15 protein-coding genes and 1 pseudogene are annotated in these 17,720 nt (G+C 40.3%); 9 read left to right on the top strand and 7 right to left on the bottom strand.

The genetic code is table 11. The features are described from left to right. Positions 1–81: 81 nt before the first annotated feature. Together QYT14_RS08670 and ppdK are read right to left on the bottom strand one after the other, a co-directional pair. Entirely contained in the window at positions 82–1,578 is a 1,497-nt protein-coding gene (locus QYT14_RS08670; protein ID WP_288324483.1) for a phage integrase SAM-like domain-containing protein, read from the bottom strand. Positions 1,579–1,781: 203 nt separating this feature from the next. After that, positions 1,782–4,502: a pyruvate, phosphate dikinase gene (gene ppdK / locus QYT14_RS08665; protein ID WP_288324484.1), complete on the bottom strand. Its 2,721-nt coding sequence runs from the start codon at positions 4,500–4,502 to the stop codon at positions 1,782–1,784. Positions 4,503–4,698: 196 nt separating this feature from the next. Here ppdK and rlmD point away from each other — a divergent pair, with 196 nt between their 5' ends. Together rlmD and QYT14_RS08655 are read left to right on the top strand one after the other, a co-directional pair. Further along, a complete protein-coding gene (gene rlmD, locus QYT14_RS08660) occupies positions 4,699–6,117 on the top strand; it encodes a 23S rRNA (uracil(1939)-C(5))-methyltransferase RlmD (protein ID WP_288324485.1) in 1,419 nt (472 codons plus the stop codon). A gap of 2 nt (positions 6,118–6,119) precedes the next feature. Further along, entirely contained in the window at positions 6,120–7,046 is a 927-nt protein-coding gene (locus QYT14_RS08655; protein ID WP_237037759.1) for an RluA family pseudouridine synthase, read from the top strand. Between the two features lie 33 nt (positions 7,047–7,079). Here the strand turns inward: QYT14_RS08655 and QYT14_RS08650 are convergent, their stop codons facing one another. Continuing rightward, complete coding sequence (locus tag QYT14_RS08650; RefSeq protein ID WP_288324486.1) at positions 7,080–7,886, bottom strand: Cof-type HAD-IIB family hydrolase; 807 nt, start codon at positions 7,884–7,886, stop codon at positions 7,080–7,082. 82 nt (positions 7,887–7,968) lie between these two features. Between QYT14_RS08650 and rmuC the strand changes: the two genes are divergently transcribed. Then, entirely contained in the window at positions 7,969–9,195 is a 1,227-nt protein-coding gene (rmuC, locus tag QYT14_RS08645; protein WP_288324487.1) for a DNA recombination protein RmuC, read from the top strand. A gap of 25 nt (positions 9,196–9,220) precedes the next feature. Continuing rightward, the gene (locus QYT14_RS08640; protein WP_237037756.1) at positions 9,221–9,889 is read left to right on the top strand and encodes an MgtC/SapB family protein; all 669 of its coding nucleotides are present in this window, start codon (positions 9,221–9,223) and stop codon (positions 9,887–9,889) included. 107 nt (positions 9,890–9,996) lie between these two features. Here QYT14_RS08640 and QYT14_RS08635 read toward each other — a convergent pair whose 3' ends face one another. Together QYT14_RS08635 and QYT14_RS08630 are read right to left on the bottom strand one after the other, a co-directional pair. Continuing rightward, a complete protein-coding gene (locus QYT14_RS08635; RefSeq protein ID WP_288324488.1) occupies positions 9,997–11,463 on the bottom strand; it encodes an ATP-binding protein in 1,467 nt (488 codons plus the stop codon). 12 nt (positions 11,464–11,475) lie between these two features. Then, positions 11,476–12,600, bottom strand: coding sequence for a sensor protein KdpD (locus tag QYT14_RS08630; protein WP_288324489.1), 1,125 nt, complete (start codon positions 12,598–12,600; stop codon positions 11,476–11,478). Between the two features lie 352 nt (positions 12,601–12,952). Between QYT14_RS08630 and QYT14_RS08625 the strand changes: the two genes are divergently transcribed. Then, entirely contained in the window at positions 12,953–13,507 is a 555-nt protein-coding gene (locus QYT14_RS08625; protein WP_288324490.1) for an NUDIX hydrolase, read from the top strand. A 4-nt stretch (positions 13,508–13,511) separates the two neighbouring features. Beyond that, the gene (locus QYT14_RS08620) at positions 13,512–14,105 is read left to right on the top strand and encodes a type 1 glutamine amidotransferase family protein (protein WP_288324491.1); all 594 of its coding nucleotides are present in this window, start codon (positions 13,512–13,514) and stop codon (positions 14,103–14,105) included. Between the two features lie 254 nt (positions 14,106–14,359). On the opposite strand, the gene QYT14_RS08615 is transcribed toward QYT14_RS08620, so the two are convergent. Further along, positions 14,360–15,232 carry an arginase family protein gene (locus QYT14_RS08615; protein WP_288324492.1) on the bottom strand — a complete coding sequence of 291 codons (873 nt, stop codon included), beginning with the start codon at positions 15,230–15,232 and terminating at the stop codon, positions 14,360–14,362. A 256-nt stretch (positions 15,233–15,488) separates the two neighbouring features. On the opposite strand from QYT14_RS08615, the gene QYT14_RS08610 reads away from it, so the two are divergent. The 3 genes and pseudogenes from QYT14_RS08610 (at position 15,489) to QYT14_RS08600 (ending at position 16,722) form a co-directional block, all read left to right on the top strand. Then, positions 15,489–15,842 (top strand): helix-turn-helix domain-containing protein, encoded by a 354-nt coding sequence (locus tag QYT14_RS08610; RefSeq protein ID WP_288324493.1) that lies wholly within the window; start codon positions 15,489–15,491, stop codon positions 15,840–15,842. A gap of 244 nt (positions 15,843–16,086) precedes the next feature. Beyond that, positions 16,087–16,152, top strand: a pseudogene (locus tag QYT14_RS08605) (Ada metal-binding domain-containing protein); the annotation flags it as partial. Positions 16,153–16,194: 42 nt separating this feature from the next. After that, a complete protein-coding gene (locus tag QYT14_RS08600) occupies positions 16,195–16,722 on the top strand; it encodes a methylated-DNA--[protein]-cysteine S-methyltransferase (protein ID WP_288324494.1) in 528 nt (175 codons plus the stop codon). Between the two features lie 255 nt (positions 16,723–16,977). Here the strand turns inward: QYT14_RS08600 and QYT14_RS08595 are convergent, their stop codons facing one another. Beyond that, positions 16,978–17,679: an HAD hydrolase-like protein gene (locus QYT14_RS08595; RefSeq protein WP_347280224.1), complete on the bottom strand. Its 702-nt coding sequence runs from the start codon at positions 17,677–17,679 to the stop codon at positions 16,978–16,980. Between the last annotated feature and the right edge of the window lie 41 nt (positions 17,680–17,720).

Below are 17,720 nucleotides of genomic sequence, written 5' to 3'. Positions count from 1 at the left end.
CAAGAAATGACGAATACGGCTTGGTGGAAGATGTGCTAAATTTTCCCTCTCCGTTAATGAGGTGTTTCTCTATTCAGTAGGCTAAAACCCTTTGCCTTTACTTCTTTCATAGACCGCTTCTTTCTGTGTGTCGCAGTTTACCAAACGGAACTGGACGTTACAACCGGCAGGGATATCCTTGGGCAGTTGTTTGGCAAGTCTTGCGATGACTTGATCCACATTGCTGAAGCCGATGTCGGTCAGTTCTGCTACAACATCGCCTTTGAAGTAGGCGCGACCGTAAATCATTCTTTTCGGGCTGATACGGAACATGACATCTTTTGGACTTTCAAAGTCGCGGGCTTTGCCTTGTTTACTCCGCTTACTACTGAAAAAGATGAAATCTATTACTTTGGCATTGAGTTCCCATGCCGGAGTGAAATCCAATTTCACATAGCCACGAGTAACATTCAGCCCATGACTGTGGTTCATGCCAAAAGCTACCTCATACAAGTTGGCATCACAGTCGTTTTGGGCAATGGTAGCCCATGTATGCCTGAACGTATAGTAACAATAGTGGTCTTCTTTCTTCATACCCATATCCTGACATATCTTCCGAATACCGATATTTACATTGGCATTGAAGCTGTCTGAATTACTGTATCTGCTATGAAAATTGAACAGGTATTCTTCATTCGCATCTGTAGAAAGATACTTGTCAAAGGTGGATTGGATGAAAGGTTCAACTCTCATTTCTATATAGGCTTCATCTCGGCGACTGTTTCGGGTTTTAGCCCTCTTATAGCCAATGATGCCATCTTGGTAATCCTCTTTTTTGAGATTATAGATGTCAACCGTGTTTATTCCACCGAGGCAAAGAGATAGGAGAGCTACGTCTCTACCCAATTCGGGAAGAGAAGAAATCATTTTACTTACAGGTAAGGGACGATTGAAGAACTCGCGGCAGGCTTCTGCGCTGATGGCTCGTTGCACTGTTGTATCTGACTTTGGAATACTCACTTTAAGCCAAGGATTGTACTTGATACGTACAACCCCACGTTCTTCGTCATTCAAATCTACGAGTGCCTTTTTGAAGATTTGACGAACACAAGTTGGGTACATTTCTTTGGCTCGATTCGTTAACGACAGGCTTTCAATCCATTTTTTAAGCACAGAAGGGCTTAAAAAAGTAAACATGATTCTGTTTGTTCCTAAGTAGCGTTCAAGGTGACTCACGGCAAGACGATAATTCTTTGCATTTCGTTCATGACCTTCTTTCTCCATTCGTGCAATGAATCGAAGCGCATACTCGCTGAAGCAGACATCTGTTTCCGAATTAAGAAGGAACTTTATCAACTCAGAGATTGAATACTGTGATACATCTGTACGATTAATCATATCAGTGTAGTGCAGTATCTCACGTGAACAATACTCATTTACTACCGGATCTTTAATTTCACCGGTCTTTGAGAGTTGCTTGTCTGTAACGAACTTATCAGTTTTGATATAGCCCGCTTTGGTACGATGAACGACACGGATGTACACTTGATAGAAGCCGTCTGCGCGCTTGTACCGGATGATTGCTTTAAATGTTGCCATATATAATTGATTTTAAGATGTTTTGCTTTTGTAAGTCCTTTGTAAGTGTACTCTCTCAGATTAGTAAACTATTTGTAAATAATATCGTTCATTTGGCTCGATTTCTGCGGTCAAATGCACGAACCGCTTAAAAACAGTTTAGGCTGTAATGCCTGTTGTACAGAGCATTACAGCCTAAATCAATGATTAGATTATATTACCGCTTATTCCTCGATAGCTGCCTGCGCCGCTGCTAATCTGGCAATAGGTACGCGGAACGGAGAACATGATACATAATTCAAACCAACTTTGTGGCAGAATTTAACAGATGAAGGTTCACCTCCATGTTCACCACAGATACCGCATTTCAAGTCGGGACGAACAGAACGGCCTTTATCCACAGCCATTTCAATCAGTTGGCCTACACCGTTTTGGTCAAGTACCTGGAATGGGTCTACTTTCAGAATCTTCTTTTCAAGATATACCGGCAAGAATGAAGCGATGTCATCACGAGAGTAACCGAAAGTCATTTGAGTAAGGTCATTTGTACCGAATGAGAAGTATTCTGCACGGCTGGCAATGCGGTTTGCAGTCAGCGCAGCACGTGGAATCTCAATCATGGTACCTACCTTGAACGGAATTTCCATTCCTTCTCTTTCAAACAACTCGGCAGCAGCATCACGAATCACTTTTTCCTGAGCTTCAAATTCATACAAAATACCGGTCAGAGGAACCATGATTTCGGGATGTGGGTCATAACCTTCTTTCTTCAGTTCAATGGCAGCACCTAAGATAGCCTGAGTCTGCATCTCTGTGATACATGGATATGTGTTACCCAAACGGCAACCACGATGACCCAACATCGGATTATGCTCGCATAAGCTTTCTACACGCTTCTGGATTTCCTGTACGGTTACACCCATAGCCTGAGCCATTTCTTCCTGTCCCTTCAAATCGTGGGGAACAAATTCGTGCAAAGGAGGATCGAGTAAACGAACATTCACCGGACATCCGTCCATAGCCTTGAAAATACCCTTAAAGTCAGCCTTCTGGTAGGGGAGCAGTTTTGCCAATGCTTTTCTGCGTCCAGCTTCGTCGGGAGCCAGAATCATTTCACGCATGGCAACAATCTTTTCTGCATCAAAGAACATGTGTTCTGTACGACAAAGACCGATACCGCATGCACCGAAACTGCGAGCTACTTCTGCATCGTGCGGAGTGTCGGCATTGGTGCGGACAACCAATTGAGTATATTTGTTGCAAAGATCCATCAGTGCGGCAAAGTCACCGGATACTTCCGCTGCTTTGGTTTCTACCTTACCTTTATATACCTCACCGGTAGTACCGTTCAAAGAGATGAAATCACCTTCTTTCAGAGTGACACCTTCTATTTCTACAGTACGGTTCTTGTAGTCTACATTGATAGCACCTGCACCGGATACACAGCATTTTCCCATACCGCGAGCTACAACGGCTGCGTGAGATGTCATACCGCCGCGTGCGGTTAAAATGCCTTGTGCCACGGCCATACCTGCCAAGTCCTCAGGAGATGTTTCAATACGCACCATTACCACTTTTTTACCATCTGCAGCCCATTTAGCAGCATCTTCGGCAAAGAATACAACCTGACCAGTAGCTGCACCCGGAGAAGCGGGCAAACCGCGAGTCAATACTTTGGCTTCTTTCAATGCCTGTTTGTCGAATACAGGATGGAGCAGTTCGTCCAGTTTATTGGGCTCACAACGTTTCAACGCTGTCTTTTCATCAATCATTCCCTGGCGCAACAAGTCCATGGCTATTTTTACCATAGCAGCACCGGTACGTTTACCGTTACGAGTCTGCAAGAACCACAGTTTTCCTTCTTGTACGGTAAATTCCATATCTTGCATATCGCGGTAGTGGTCTTCCAATTTAGTCTGAAGTGCATCCAGTTCTTTGTAGATTTCCGGCATAGCTTCTTCCATAGAAGGATATTTGGCAACGCGTTCTTCTTCAGAGATACCCGCACGTTCGGCCCAGCGCTGAGAACCAATCTTGGTAATCTGTTGCGGAGTACGGATACCGGCAACAACGTCTTCACCTTGAGCGTTAATCAAATATTCGCCATTGAACAGGTCTTCACCGTTACCGGCATCGCGAGAGAAGCAAACACCTGTTGCAGAAGTATCTCCCATATTACCGAATACCATTGCCTGAACGGTTACAGCAGTACCCCATTCTGCAGGAATGCCTTCCATTTTGCGGTAAAGAATAGCGCGTTCGTTCATCCAACTGCGGAATACGGCACAAACAGCACCCCAAAGTTGTTCGTAAGCGTTGGTCGGGAAGTCTTGACCGGTTTGTTCTTTAACGGCAGCTTTAAAGCGTTTTACCAATTCTTTAAGGTCTTCTACTTCCAATTCGTTATCCAGTTTCACACCTTTGGCTTCTTTTACCTCTTCGATAATAGCTTCAAATGGATCGATGTCGTCTTTGTTTACAGGTTTCATTCCTAAAACAACGTCACCATACATCTGAACAAAACGGCGGTAAGAATCCCATGCAAAGCGAGGACGACCGGTCTTGCGAGTCAAGCCTTCTACTACTTCATCATTCAAACCTAAGTTAAGGATGGTATCCATCATACCCGGCATAGAAGCACGAGCACCGGAACGTACAGAAACCAATAGGGGATTCTCTACATCACCAAATTTAGAATTCATCAGGCTTTCGATGTTGGCGATTGCTTTTTCAACATCTTCTTTGAGCAGTTCTACAACTTTATCTTTTCCTAAATCGTAATATTCTGTACACACTTCGGTAGTGATTGTGAAACCCGGAGGAACGGGTACACCAATCAGATTCATTTCAGCCAAGTTAGCACCTTTTCCACCAAGCAGCTCTCTCATGTCTGCTTTACCTTCAGCTTTTCCGTTTCCGAAGGTATAAACTCTTTTTTTCTCCATAAATAATGTATTTAAAGTTAACTCATTCAAAAATTGTAATCGCAAAACTATACATATTTTATTTATCTCCAAACGAATTAATGAAAAATTTTAGTGGAAATTGCAATTTCTACTTTGCAATTTCAATATATTCTGTTTTATAGGGAGAAATTCGAGGAAAATGCTTAAATTTGCCCCAAATTAACTTATTTAGAAAGTGGCAAGAAAGAAGAAAGAGCTCCCTCTATTAGAGAAGGTAACCATAACAGATGTAGCTGCCGAAGGTAAAGCTTTGGCGAAAGTAAATGATTTAGTAGTATTTGTGCCGTATGTTGTGCCCGGTGATGTGGTGGACTTGCAGGTGAAACGCAAGAAAAACCATTATGCGGAAGCGGTGGCAGTGAACTTCCATGAATATTCTCCTAAAAGAGCAGTACCATTTTGTCAGCATTATGGTGTGTGCGGTGGTTGTAAATGGCAGTGCTTGCCTTATGATGAACAAATAAAGTATAAACAAAAGCAGGTAACGGATAATTTGGTTCGCATCGGAAAGGTGGAATTACCGGAGATTTCTCCTATTCTGGGCTCTGCTAAAACGGAGTTTTACCGTAATAAATTGGAATTTACATTTTCAGACAAGCGTTGGCTGACCGAAGAGGAGGTTAAAGCAGATGTGAAGTATGATCAGATGAATGCGGTGGGTTTCCATATTCCGGGCGCATTCGACAAAGTGCTTGCCATTGAGAAATGTTGGTTGCAGGATGATATAACCAACCAAATTCGTAATGCTATCCGTGACTATGCTTATGAACACAATTATTCTTTCTTTAATCTCCGTTCACAAGAGGGAATGCTCCGCAATCTGATGGTTCGTACATCGAGCACCGGAGAGTTAATGGTATTGCTTCAATGCAAAATAGTGGAAGAAAGCGAAATGGAACTGATGAAGCAATTATTGGCTTTTGTGGCCGATAAGTTTCCACAGATTACTTCCTTATTATATGTGGTCAACAATAAATGTAACGATACGATTAATGATTTGGATGTGGTGGTATTTAAAGGAAATGACCATATATTTGAAGAGATGGAAGGTTTGCGTTTCAAGGTCGGCCCGAAGTCTTTTTACCAAACCAATTCTGAACAAGCATATAATCTATATAAGGTAGCACGCAATTTTGCGGGGCTGACCGGGAACGAACTTGTTTATGACCTTTATACCGGAACCGGAACTATTGCAAATTTTGTGTCCCGACAGGCAAAGAAGGTGATTGGTATAGAGTATGTGCCGGAAGCGATTGAAGATGCTAAAGTAAATTCGGAAATAAACCATATTACCAATACATTGTTCTATGCGGGGGATATGAAAGATATTCTTACTCAGGATTTTATCAATGAGCATGGTCGTCCCGATGTCATCATTACCGACCCGCCACGTGCAGGTATGCACAATGATGTAATTGATACGATTCTTTTTGCCGAGCCCGAACGTATTGTTTATGTCAGTTGCAATCCGGCAACGCAGGCACGCGATTTGTCTTTACTGGATATTAAATACAGAGTGGCAGCCGTTCAACCGGTAGATATGTTCCCTCATACACACCATGTAGAGAATGTGGTTTTACTTGAAAAAAGATAATTATGTCAAGAGGTAGAAATAATAAGTCAGGCAGACCTGTTGCACGGGCAGCTGCCAAGTATACAATATATAATGTAAGTGAACCCGCTGAGCTGATGGATTTCTTGATGCAGAAAATGGCAGGAATTAGCCGTAGCAAAGTAAAAACAATGCTAACCAACCGGGTAATATTGGTAGACAATACGATTACCACACAATATAATTTTGCACTGACACCCGGTATGAAGGTTCAGGTGAGCAAAGCTAAAAACAACCGAGAGTTCAAAAATCCGATGTTAAAACTGGTATATGAGGATGCTTATATTATTGTAGTGGAAAAAAAGGAAGGACTGCTTTCGGTCAGCACTGAGCATCAAAAGGAGCGTACTGCGCAACATATCCTGAATGAATACGTAAAACGCTCGCATCGTAATAACCGCGTATTTGTTGTTCATCGGTTAGATCGTGAAACATCGGGGCTGATGATGTATGCCAAGGATGAAAAGACACAGAACACATTGCGCGATAACTGGCAGGATATTGTTACTGACCGTCGTTATGTGGCTATTGTTTCGGGAGAGATGGAGAAAGATGGAGGGACTGTTGAATCGTGGCTGACCGATCATAAACTATACGTCAGCTCTAGTCCTTATGACGATGGAGAGGGAAAATATGCCGTTACACATTATAGAACCATAAAGCGTGCGAATGGTTATTCTCTGGTGGAGTTGGAACTGGAAACAGGACGTAAAAATCAGATTCGCGTTCACATGTCAGAGCTAGGCCATCCGGTAATCGGAGATGAACGGTATGGCAGTGAGTGCAATCCGTTAGGTCGATTGGCACTACATGCTTTCAAACTCTGTTTTTATCATCCTGTAACAGGTGAAGTGATGCAGTTTGAAACTCCATATCCGACTAATTTTAAGACTTTAATGCTAAAAAAATAACCTACAAATAAGTCTCTGGAAGCCTTAATAAATCTAGAGAATGAATTTTTTTACAACAGCCGCCACACCGTCTTCTTCATTGGAGGCGGTGATGAAGTCGGCATTTTGCCTTACTATATCTTGGGCATTTGCCATTGCCACTCCCAATCCGGCATATTTTATCATTGAGATATCATTAAATCCGTCACCTATCGCTATAAGTTCTTCTTGCTTCTTGCCTAATTCTTTTAATAGAACAGAAAGAGCTTGTGCCTTATCAATTCCTTTGGGAACCAATTCCAAGAAATAAGCTTCTGAACGATAAATCCCCAATAGCTCTTTTAAGTCATTATACATTTCATTTTCCATGGCAGCAAGTTTAACCGGCTCACCTACAATCATGCATTTTCCAACAGGAAACTTGATGGCCGATAGGAAGTTGTCGACTTTTTTGATTGTCATAACATTTAGCAATGCAAGCTTTTGTACGTATTCATCATCAGGATTTTCGGTAATGACAAACTCATTATGATAAGTGATGATGGTAAAACCGTATTTCTTTGCATAGTTGTATAAAAATGGAATAACGGAGTGCTCAAGCAGGTTTTCGTACATCACTTCTCCTGTTTGCCAATTGATGATTCTTCCTCCGTTATAAGAAAGAATGTATCCACCGTATTCTCTCAGACAAAGATGCTCGGCAATGGGAGCAACCCCATAGGTAGGACGTCCTGTTGCCAATATTATTTTCACTCCTTTTTGTTGGGCTTCAATAATGGCTTGTCGTGTGTAAGGAGTAATCTCTTTTTTGGTATTAGTCAGTGTTCCGTCTAAATCTAATGCCAGTAATTTATACTTCATAAAAGTGCTTAAGGTGAATTTTGAGACAAATATAAGAAATATCGTTTATTATTTGCTACATTTGCTATAAATAACAAGAATTATGGAACTGATTTTAATAATAATTGTCCTCATATTGCTGATTGCCAATTTGGTAGTTACACTTACTAAAAATAACCGTTTGCAAACGGAACGTTTAGAATCATTGCTTCACGAAGAAATGAAAGCAAATAGAGAAGAGCTGGGGCGTAGCATCCGTGAACTTCGTTCGGAACTGAACCAGACTTTAAATTTTTCTGTTGGACAAATGCAAGATACCTTGCATAAAAATTTGCTCACAAGCAATGAAATGCAACGGGAAAAGTTTGAAGCAATGGGAAAACAGCAAGACGCGCTCATAAAGAGTACGGAAAAACGATTGGATGATATGCGTATAATGGTGGAAGAAAAACTGCAGAAGACATTGAATGAACGAATCGGCCAGTCATTCGAAATTGTTCGTACTCAGCTGGAAAATGTACAGAAAGGGCTAGGAGAGATGAAAAGTCTGGCGCAAGATGTGGGCGGATTAAAGAAAGTATTAAGTAATGTAAAAACACGTGGCACCTTCGGAGAGGTGCAATTAGGGGCTTTACTTGACCAAATGCTGAGTCCTGAACAGTATGAAGCCAATGTAAAAACTAAAAAGAACGCTACAGAATTTGTTGAATTCGCCATTAAATTACCCGGGAAAGAGGATAGTAATGAAGTTGTCTATTTACCGGTTGATGCCAAATTTCCAAAGGATATCTATGAACAGTACCAAGATGCTTACGAAGCCGGTGATACTGCATTAATAGATACTTCTTCACGACAATTGGAAATAACGATAAAGAAAATGGCAAAAGATATTCATGACAAATATGTAGATCCGCCATTTACAACAGATTTTGCCATCATGTTTTTGCCATTTGAAAACATTTATGCGGAAGTGATTCGCCGGACAGCATTGGTAGAGACATTGCAAAAGGAGTTTAAGATTGTAGTAACGGGACCAACTACATTAGGAGCTATTCTTAACAGTCTGCAAATGGGATTCCGTACATTGGCTATTCAGAAACGTACAAGTGAAGTATGGAATGTGCTTGGAGCCGTTAAAACGGAGTTCGGCAAGTTTGGTGGCCTGTTGGAGAAGGTTCAGAAAAATTTGCAGAGTGCCGGCGACCAACTGGAAGAGGTGATGGGCAAACGTACCCGAGCTATTGAACGCAAGCTAAGACAAGTGGAAGCACTTCCGGCAGAGGATAGCCAGAAGATGCTGCATTTGCCCGAACTAATGGAAGATGAATGATATATAAAAAGCGGAGGATAAAAATATGAGTATGACATGGGATTTTATTTTAAGGCTGTTTGTAGCAGGAGCACTTGGCGCTGTTATCGGATTGGATAGGGAATATCGTGCCAAAGAAGCTGGTTATCGCACTCATTTTCTTGTGTCACTGGGAAGTGCACTAATAATGATTGTTTCGCAATATGGATTTATGGAAGTTATAAAGATAGAGGGGATAGATTTAGATCCAAGCCGTGTGGCTGCACAAGTGGTGAGCGGTATCGGTTTTATTGGTGCCGGAACTATCATTTTTCAGAAACAGATTGTGCGTGGATTGACAACGGCTGCCGGTATATGGGCTACGTCAGGTATCGGATTGGCAGTAGGAGCCGGAATGTATTGGCTGGGAATCTCGGCCACTATTCTTACTCTAATAGGTTTGGAGGCATTGAGCTATCTTTTTAAGAGTATCGGTATGAAGAGTTCCATGGTTGAGTTTTCAACAGACAACAAGGAAACATTGAATAAAATGGCAAAAAAGTTCAATTCAAAAGATTATAATATAGTGTCTTATCAGCTGGAAGAAAAAACTGTGGGTGAACTGACCACTTACTATGTCACGATGGTAATAAAGTCTAAAAAATACAATGATGAAGGTATGTTACTGACTTTATTGCAGGATTTTCATGACATAACAGTACATAGAATTGAGTAATTATCAATAGCAGTAATATAAAAGGTAGTTGGTAAATATGCTAGTATGGAGGATGTCTTTTTCTTTTTTAGAGGACAATCCTCCATATTATATTAGAAGATATCATATCAAGCTTTTAGCCGCATGATAAATTTACTGCCTTTACCTAATTCACTCTGTACGGTCAATGTTCCATTATGTGCTTCCACAAAGTCACGGGAAATGGAAAGTCCCAAACCGCTTCCTTGTACTTTTGTTCCGGGGACGCGGAAATAATGATCAAAGATACTTTTATGATAACGCGGATCTATTCCTTTCCCGAAATCCTGCACATACATTTCAATGTAATTGTCATCGGTTTGATGGGCGCCGATTACTACATGTCCATTTTCCGGTGAGTAGCGGATAGCATTGGAAAGCAAATTAGTCAGAACCCATGCAATCTTTTCACTGTCGATAAATAATTTGCCTACTTTATCTTCCGGATATTCTACTTCTATCTGGATATTGAATTTCTCTGCTTGTACGCGATTGGCTTTAATGGCATATTCTATTAATTCAATAGGTTTGGTTATTTTCGGTTTAAGTTGTAATTTCCCTGATTCTACCTGGGTCATATTCAGTAGTTCTCCGGTGATACTCAGCAGACGTTCACTATTTTCTTTTATGCTACTTGCCAAATCTTCCTGTTCGTTGTTCAGTGTACCTACGCGTTTATCTTCCAATAACTGGAGACTCATCATGATGGCTGATATAGGCGTTTTGAGTTCATGCGAAATGGTAGAGATAAAAGTAGTCTTTGCGGAATCGAGTTCTTTGAATTCCGTTATATTTTTTAGCATAATGACGTATCCTCTTTTTTCTAGTATCATATCGTCTTTACTGGGTTGAGTGATACTTATATATTTTACTTGAAAGAAACTTTCTTTATCGTCAGCATATATTTTCAATGGTTCTTTTTTACTTTTGTCATCTACTGTTTGCTGTGACGGGATATCTATTAGTTCGCGAACCAATCTGCGGAGTAAGTCATTACGCATCGAGATTTCTTGAGCTGAACGTCTTATCACATCCTCTCTTTTCAAGTTGAGTACATTTAAGGCTTCATCATTGATGAAAAGAATTTCCATTTCGTTATTCAAGCCAATGATGGGTTCATTGATACTGTTAATAATAGTTTCCATGTATTTTTTAGCGGCCATCATCTCAGAAAGAGTACTGGCATGATATTCCTCCAGCCGTTTAGCCATTCGGTTGAAGTTCTTTGATACTTCAGCAAATTCTTGGTTGTCATTTAAGTCAAGGCGCTTTCCGTAATTATGATTTGCTATTTCCTGAATACCGTTTGTTATTTCTTTAATAGGTTTATTGATGGATGCGGGAAGGCGCAACCATATACCGATACCTACGCAAATACATGCTGCCCCTACAATGGAAATCCATAATAATGCTCTTTGCAATCCCGGGCCGGCAGCAGGACTATCAGGGTCTGTTGCTGTCAATATTTGTAGATTCACTACTGACAGGACAACCAATAATACAATCATAGCTACCAGTATGCCGATAATAAGGGTAAGTTTTGTTTTTATATTCATAGACTTTATTTTTTATGCAAGTATAATCAAATCTATATCCATCTGTGCCAAAGATGCTAGAAATTTTTTGTATTTCGAAATACAGAATAGGGTAGAAGGCATTTTAAATGCCGGTTGCCCCATGCATATTGTTGTAATCTGCTTCTCTTGGCAAGCTTTTATAATTTCATCTAAAATATTCGCAGACGCCACTTGTAGTACTTCACCTCCCAGTTCTGTAACCAATTTAAAATGATTTAATAAATGTCGCTGACTGGCAAGGTCAATGCGTTCTGTGCTTTCCACCGGCGTTTGCACATAAAGGGCAAAGAATACAGTACTATAGCGAGAAGCCAACCGTGCTGCTTTACGGATAATATGTCGTGGTGTTTTCTCATTGCTACTGATACAGGCAAGAAACTTTTCATGACGCACTCCTTTGTCAATAGAAACGATTTCATTTTCCACTTTTTTCTCAACTCTGAAAGCGACTTCCTTAAGGGCTAATTCGCGTAACTGAAGGATATTCTCAGTCTTGAAAAAGTTATTCAATGCCAGTTCTATTTTTTCAGGACGGTATATTTTTCCGGCTTTCAGACGGTTGATTAATTCTTCGGCAGTAAGGTCAATATTTACCACTTCATCAGCTTCTTGCAATACTTTGTCAGGAATACGCTCTTTAACTTCTATTCCGGCAATTCCTTTCACTTCTTCATTCAGGCTTTCGATGTGTTGGATATTGACAGCAGAAATGATATTAATTCCTGCGTCCAACAGTTCCATAACATCCTGCCAACGTTTTTCATTGCGACTGCCTTCTATATTGGTATGTGCTAATTCATCTACAATGACCAATTCGGGATGTAACCGGAGGATAGAGTCCAAATCCATTTCTTCAATCTCTTTTCCTTTATAAAATACTTTTTTGCGAGGAATAATTGCCAACTCTTCCAATAAAGCTTCCGTTCCGGCTCTTCCATGTGTTTCTATATAACCGATTTGGACGTCAACACCATTTTCCTGCATTTCATGTGCTTCTTGCAGCATTCGGTAACTCTTTCCTACACCGGCTATCATCCCAATGTAGATTTTGAACTTTCCACGTCTTGAACGCTTGATTAAATCCAAAAAGTGTTTTACGTTTTCTTCTTTTTCCATTTTATCTTTATTGCATATTATCTCTTATCTGAGAGAAAGACAAATTGTGTGCCAGAATAGGAACCACCTATGAATCAATTGTTTATTTTATTTCTGCTATTGTCCCCTTTTCATTTTGAAAAGGATATTGCCAAAATGGAAGGGTAGTAAAACAAGTACAGACCCAATTGCCGGAAGGAATTTTTGCTGATATGGTTTTCCATAATTTATGTGTTATGATGACAGTATTATTATCGAAAGCAAAGGTAAGATTTATAAGTTGGAAATAGGTGAATAAAAACTCCTATTTTATAGTTGTTCTAACTTTCAAAGATAGTATCTTTGTTCCTCGTCCAAACAAAAAACAATCCTTATGGAAAAAGATGATAGAAAGTGGAAGGTTATAGAAAGTGAATACCTCATTAAGCGCCCTTGGCTAACTGCACGCCGGGACCGGGTGAAACTTCCTACGGGAGTAGAAATCCCTGAGTATTATATTTTGGAATACCCTGATTGGGTAAATGTCATTGCCATTACTTGCGAAGGGCAATTTGTGATGGTTCGCCAATATCGTCATGGGATTCGGGAAACCCGATATGAAATATGTGCCGGAGTATGTGAGGCAGGAGAGGAGCCGCTTGTTTCCGCCCAACGTGAACTATATGAAGAAACCGGTTATGGCAATGGAAGCTGGAGCAAACTAATGACAATTTCCGGTAATGCCAGCACCATGACTAATATGACTCATTGTTATCTGGCTACAGATGTGGAACCCATATCGACTCAGCATTTGGAAGATACGGAAGATTTAAGTATGCATTTACTCAGCCGGGAAGAAGTAAAAACATTATTAGTGAATGATGAAGTGAAACAGGCATTGATGGCTGCTCCGCTTTGGAAATATTTTGCATTGTATGATGGAGAATAATAATATGAAACAAGAAGTCTTATTTATCTTATTGAATGATTACGCTGATTGGGAAGCTGCTTTCCTTTCCAGTGCGCTAAACGCCGGTTTAATGCCGGGTAGTGAAATAAAATATGTCACAAAAACTGTAGCCCCTACTTTAGAAGAAGTGCATTCACTGGGTAGTTTTCGTGTTACCCCTGATTATAGTTTTAAAACAATGCCTATTGATTATGCCGCATTAATCTTGATAGGCGGTATGCAGTGGAATTCACCGGAAGCGGAACAAGTGGCTCCCTTAGTACAAGATGCTTTGAAGCAGCGAAAAATCGTAGGTGCTATCTGTAATGCATCTTGTTTTATGGGTGCACATGGTTTTCTTAATGAGGTGAAACATACCAGTAATACTCTTCCATATCTTAAACAGTGGGCAGGAGAGAGTTATACAAATGATGCCGGATACATAGAAAAACAAGCCGTAAGTGATAAGAATATTGTCACAGCCAATGGGACAGGATATTTGGAATTCACTCGTGAGTTATTATTGCTTTTAAAAGTCGATACACCGGAGAAGATTGAGGAGTTTTATGATTTTCATAAAAATGGACTTATAAGATAATTCGATTCTACTTTGTTTGCGATATATCAGAATCCTATTTAGAGTCTGTTAAAAATTTGATTGGGGAAACCATTTGCCTGTGTCTTTCTGAGCACCGCAAAGAAACGGTAAACAGCTTTCAGAATTTTCATTTTGTTTCCTTAGTATGACAATACTGATGGAAATTTAAACAGGTTCTATATTTCTCCGAAAACTTTCGTTTCGAACGACTGATAATTGATTCAATTTAACGGAAGTTTTCGGAGAATTTATGTCTATTTTATTAGAGGTAATTGATTGAGCATATTTCTGATTTTAATAGCAACACGAGGCATAGGTTCAGCTACGGTGAGTCCTATTAAATCATATTCTGAGGCAATATCATTAATCACCCGGACTGCTTCATTTATTTTCATTCCATCGGGTTCAACTCCTACTCCTGCAATGATTTCAGCCGGATCCAACACATCCAGGTCAAAATGTATAACCACTTTTGAGACTCCCGTACTTTTTAACCATTCCAAGATAGCAGAACTATCTTCGGCAACCTCTTCCGGTGACAACCCTTTTATTCCTAATTCTTTCTGACGCTCTTTCATCCCGTCGTCCCATGAACGGACACCGACAATCAATGCTCTCGAGGCATCATAGCGTCCGGGTAAAGTACGAATAATTTCTTCATCACCCATTCCCAGGCACGCTGTTAATGCCATCGCATGATAACCTTTATAATTATCGTATGGCAAATTCACATCAGGGTGAGCGTCAATCCAGACAATAGCAACATCATCAGGATATTTTCCAGCCAGAAAGGTAAATGGAACTACACTTACCGAGCATTCTCCACCTAAAGTTACAATCTTCTCAGGATTGGTTTCACGGAGCTTTTCCAATGCTGCTTTAGTTTGTTTCAGGATAACCCTTCGCGCACTGACCCCTTTGTCTGTTTGCCGGTCGTTTATGTCTAGTGAAACCGGTATTTCTATTGTTTCCTGAGAACTTTCCGGAGCAAGGAAATTGAGCAATTGAGCACCCAGATAATATCCTCTTGATGCATCTTCCGCCGGAATGTCCGGCATCCAATGGTCTACCATTCCACCTTGCCATTGAGGGTAGATTAAGCGAATAGTTGATACTTTATTTTCCATCGTTTTATTTTTAGTTGTTGATCTGTTTTTTTGCTCATAATTAGAAACACATGCCAAACATAATATTGCTAATAATAGGTATTTCTTCATATTATTTCGTTTTATTTCCGGCAAAGTTAGCCGGTCGTAAGCAATTGCACAAGTAGGGAGAAATTATTCATATACTGAGTAAATTTATCCCTATAAATGAAATAGTATTCTGCTGAAATTTCTATTTTATGCCAATATTGCTACATTTGCAAAAAAACGATGTTCTATGTACGAAAAGAAAATACCTTTTGATATTGATTGTGGAGTGAAAATTGCTATGGAAGTGATTGGCGGAAAATGGAAAAGTTGCATTATACAGGAATTGAACAACGGTCCCAAACGTCCAAGCGAATTACATCGCCACTTTGATGATGCCAGTCCTCGCGTTATCAATCAGCAATTGAAAGAACTGGAAATGCATGGGATGATAGAAAAGAAGATATTTTCCGAGCTTCCGCCTCATACAGAATATTCCATTACGGAAATGGGAAAAACGTTGATTCCCATCATCGGACAGCTTGAAAGTTGGGGAGATAATTTTCGACCAATGATAAAAAAGATTTTAGGTATGGAAGATTAAGCATACTAAGATTTTCTTCAATTCCCCTATGGATAATAATACATTTAATTCTAACTATTTCGGCTGAAGGCATATCAAAAACTAAAGGATGCTATTATTTTAGATTTTCATCGGGTTGATACAACCGTCTGAGAAATAAACTTTTAGCGGAGCATTCGAGAAACAGGGTAACGATTTAGCAAACGTGCGAATTTCAGCAATTCGGTATTACATTCAAAAAAGTGGCTTGCATTAGGCAAAACCTCTGGAAAAGAACATTGTGTTTTATGATACGCTTGAGGAAGCCTTACAAGCCGGATACAGGCCATGTAAAATATGTATGAAAGAATATTATAACAATAAACAGAACAATATGGAAACTATAAAGATTACACGGTATCAATCGCCCGTGGGCGAGATGCTTGTCGGTTCTTACGGCAACAAGCTGTGTATTTGCGACTGGGCGGTGGAGAAACGGCGAAGTACGATAGACCGCCGCATACAGCGACATCTGAATGCGAGGTACGAAGAAGGAACTTCCGACATCATCGAACGGGCAATCGGGGAACTCGAAGAATATTTTGCCGGACATCGTAAGATATTCGACATTCCCGTTGTCTTTACCGGCTCGGAATTTCAACGCACCGTATGGGAAGAGCTGATGAAAATACCTTATGGAACGACCATCTCTTATGGCGAGCTTGCCCGCCGCATCCATAACCCGAAGGCTGTGCGTGCAGTCGCATCGGCCAATGCCACCAATCCTATCTCTATCTTTGTTCCCTGCCACCGGGTAATCGGCAGCAATCATAAACTCACGGGGTACGGAGGAGGTCTCGATGCAAAAAAAGGATTATTGGAGTTGGAATGTTCTAAAACAACGGAAACCGGGTTGTGGTAGATTTAATTTAATATACAAAATCACTAAAAGTGCCGTTCATGTGGAATGATGAACGGCACTTTTTATTGTTTTTCAGTGAAATAAATGGCTATATGTCTGTATTTGGACTTGCAGGGCTTCAACGTCTTTACCTTTCTGCTTCTGAGAAAAGAACCGACACTATCGGGTAAACGTCCCCGATACCGAGATAGGCGTCTTTCAACTTGGCGGCGGTAATTCAGTTTTAACACATTCCCATGAAAGCTTTGCTTGATATTACAAAATAGTTAACACCTCTTTTATATCGGATAGTTGAAACAAACGGGGATGCGTAAACTTTTCGTCATAACGTTCCTCTACCCATGTTATGTGATAAGGAATATGAACGGCATACCCCCCAAGTTCTATAACAGGTAAAATATCTGATTTAAGAGAATTGCCTACCATCAGGAAGTTTTCCGGAGAGCAATCTAATTTTTCACACAATTGTTTATACTCATCTTTATTTTTATAACTCATGATTTCTATATGTGAAAAGAGATGCTGCAAACCTGATTTTTCAACTTTCCTCTGTTGGTCCAGCAAATCTCCTTTCGTAGCCAATGCCAACTTGTAATTTCCACTTAACTGTTGCAAGACTTCCTCAACCCCTGCCAGCAGTTCAACCGGTTGTTTCATCAAGGTTTGCCCAAACTCGATTATCTTTTTTATGCAGTGGGGATTGACAACATTATTGTTCGCGTTGCACAACGTTTCAACCATACTCAGCATGACACTCTTCAGCCCATAACCATAAAAAGGGATATTTCTCTTCTCTGTTTCCTGCAACATCCGCATGGCCTGTTCCTCGGAATAATATTGCTTCAAAATGCAGCAATAGGTATGTTCAAAAAGCTCATAATTATCAAGTTCCCTCCACAATGTATCATCCGCATCGAATGCTATTACATTTATTTTATCGTTTATATCAAGGTCCATTTTCGGTTACTTTTATTATCTTTGGCGACAAAGATATCTAG

Source organism: uncultured Phocaeicola sp., assembly GCF_948499155.1.
Lineage (GTDB): Bacteria > Bacteroidota > Bacteroidia > Bacteroidales > Bacteroidaceae > Phocaeicola > Phocaeicola faecalis.
Note: the sequence above shows the minus strand (reverse complement) of the source record. Positions and strands in the feature narration are given on the sequence as shown.

Coding starts and splice junctions, on each gene's coding strand:
- QYT14_RS08640 (WP_237037756.1), top strand. CDS start 9,221: ATGAGTATGACATGGGATTTTATTTTAAGGCTGTTTGTAGCAGGAGCA.
- ppdK (WP_288324484.1), bottom strand. CDS start 4,502: ATGGAGAAAAAAAGAGTTTATACCTTCGGAAACGGAAAAGCTGAAGGT.
- QYT14_RS08625 (WP_288324490.1), top strand. CDS start 12,953: ATGGAAAAAGATGATAGAAAGTGGAAGGTTATAGAAAGTGAATACCTC.
- QYT14_RS08615 (WP_288324492.1), bottom strand. CDS start 15,232: ATGGAAAATAAAGTATCAACTATTCGCTTAATCTACCCTCAATGGCAA.
- QYT14_RS08595 (WP_347280224.1), bottom strand. CDS start 17,679: ATGGACCTTGATATAAACGATAAAATAAATGTAATAGCATTCGATGCG.
- QYT14_RS08600 (WP_288324494.1), top strand. CDS start 16,195: ATGGAAACTATAAAGATTACACGGTATCAATCGCCCGTGGGCGAGATG.
- QYT14_RS08635 (WP_288324488.1), bottom strand. CDS start 11,463: ATGAATATAAAAACAAAACTTACCCTTATTATCGGCATACTGGTAGCT.
- QYT14_RS08650 (WP_288324486.1), bottom strand. CDS start 7,886: ATGAAGTATAAATTACTGGCATTAGATTTAGACGGAACACTGACTAAT.
- QYT14_RS08610 (WP_288324493.1), top strand. CDS start 15,489: ATGTACGAAAAGAAAATACCTTTTGATATTGATTGTGGAGTGAAAATT.
- QYT14_RS08630 (WP_288324489.1), bottom strand. CDS start 12,600: ATGGAAAAAGAAGAAAACGTAAAACACTTTTTGGATTTAATCAAGCGT.
- QYT14_RS08670 (WP_288324483.1), bottom strand. CDS start 1,578: ATGGCAACATTTAAAGCAATCATCCGGTACAAGCGCGCAGACGGCTTC.
- QYT14_RS08655 (WP_237037759.1), top strand. CDS start 6,120: ATGTCAAGAGGTAGAAATAATAAGTCAGGCAGACCTGTTGCACGGGCA.
- rmuC (WP_288324487.1), top strand. CDS start 7,969: ATGGAACTGATTTTAATAATAATTGTCCTCATATTGCTGATTGCCAAT.
- QYT14_RS08620 (WP_288324491.1), top strand. CDS start 13,512: ATGAAACAAGAAGTCTTATTTATCTTATTGAATGATTACGCTGATTGG.